This is a genomic window from Romboutsia sedimentorum, from assembly GCF_030131845.1.
Lineage (GTDB): Bacteria > Bacillota > Clostridia > Peptostreptococcales > Peptostreptococcaceae > Romboutsia_D > Romboutsia_D sedimentorum.
In genome coordinates this window covers 1-846 of the sequence record NZ_JASKYM010000030.1, presented here as the reverse complement: position 1 = coordinate 846, position 846 = coordinate 1, and the positions used below count along the sequence as shown (strand labels likewise).

At 32.7% G+C, this 846-nt stretch carries 2 protein-coding genes; both read right to left on the bottom strand.

All coding sequences use genetic code 11. The features are described 5' to 3' along the window. Positions 1-348 (bottom strand): biotin/lipoyl-containing protein (locus QOZ84_RS16465; protein WP_331496624.1); only part of this gene is annotated, 348 nt, incomplete at its 3' end. Positions 349-371: 23 nt separating this feature from the next. Further along, complete coding sequence (locus QOZ84_RS16460; RefSeq protein ID WP_284133962.1) at positions 372-746, bottom strand: OadG family protein; 375 nt, start codon at positions 744-746, stop codon at positions 372-374. Positions 747-846 lie beyond the last annotated feature (100 nt).

Here is an 846-nt window from a genome sequence, read left to right as displayed (position 1 = left end):
TCCTACACTTACTGATGCTCCTTTTGATACGCTTACTTTTGAAACAGTTCCGTCACAACTTGCCATTATCTCATTTTCCATTTTCATAGCTTCAAGTATTAATAAAACATCGCCTTTTTTCACACTATCTCCAGCTTTAACACAAACATCATTAATAGTTCCTGGCATTGGTGCATTTATGCTTCCTGCACCTGAACTTACTGGTGCTGCTTGAGGTTTTTGTGCTACTGCTTTAGGTGCACTTTGTTGTGGTGCTACTTGAGGTCTTGAAGATACTTCACTACCTAGTTCCTCCACCTCTACATCGTATGTATTTCCATTAACTGTTATATTGTATTTTTTTATCATCTTTAAACTCCCCCTATGGTTCATTATTTAGTAATATTCTTTGATATACTTTCCCAACTTGATTTAGAGTTATTGCTTCTTACTATTTTTTTAACTAATATATTGTTAGTTTTATTTCCAGTGGCTGCACAAATTGCAGAAGTAATTACAGCTACTAATTCTTTATTATCTTGTATTTCATTATTTACTTCTTGGGTATTAACTACAGATGCTAATGTAGGTTGTTGCTTAACTTTTTCTCTTTGTAATAAACTTATTATTCCTTGTATTATAACTAACACTATAAATACTACACTCATTGAAAGTATAGCTACACTAAATCCAGCAAGCAGTTTATCTCCTATACTTAATGTTGCTGAAGGATCTTTTAGGGATTCTAATAATTGACTAATATTCATAATTTACCACCTTCCTATAAAGGTATATTTCCGTGCTTTTTAGGCGGTCTTTCTTCTCGTTTAGAAGATAATGTGTCAAGTGCATCACAAAGTCTTATTC

Coding starts and splice junctions, on each gene's coding strand:
- QOZ84_RS16460 (WP_284133962.1), bottom strand. CDS start 746: ATGAATATTAGTCAATTATTAGAATCCCTAAAAGATCCTTCAGCAACA.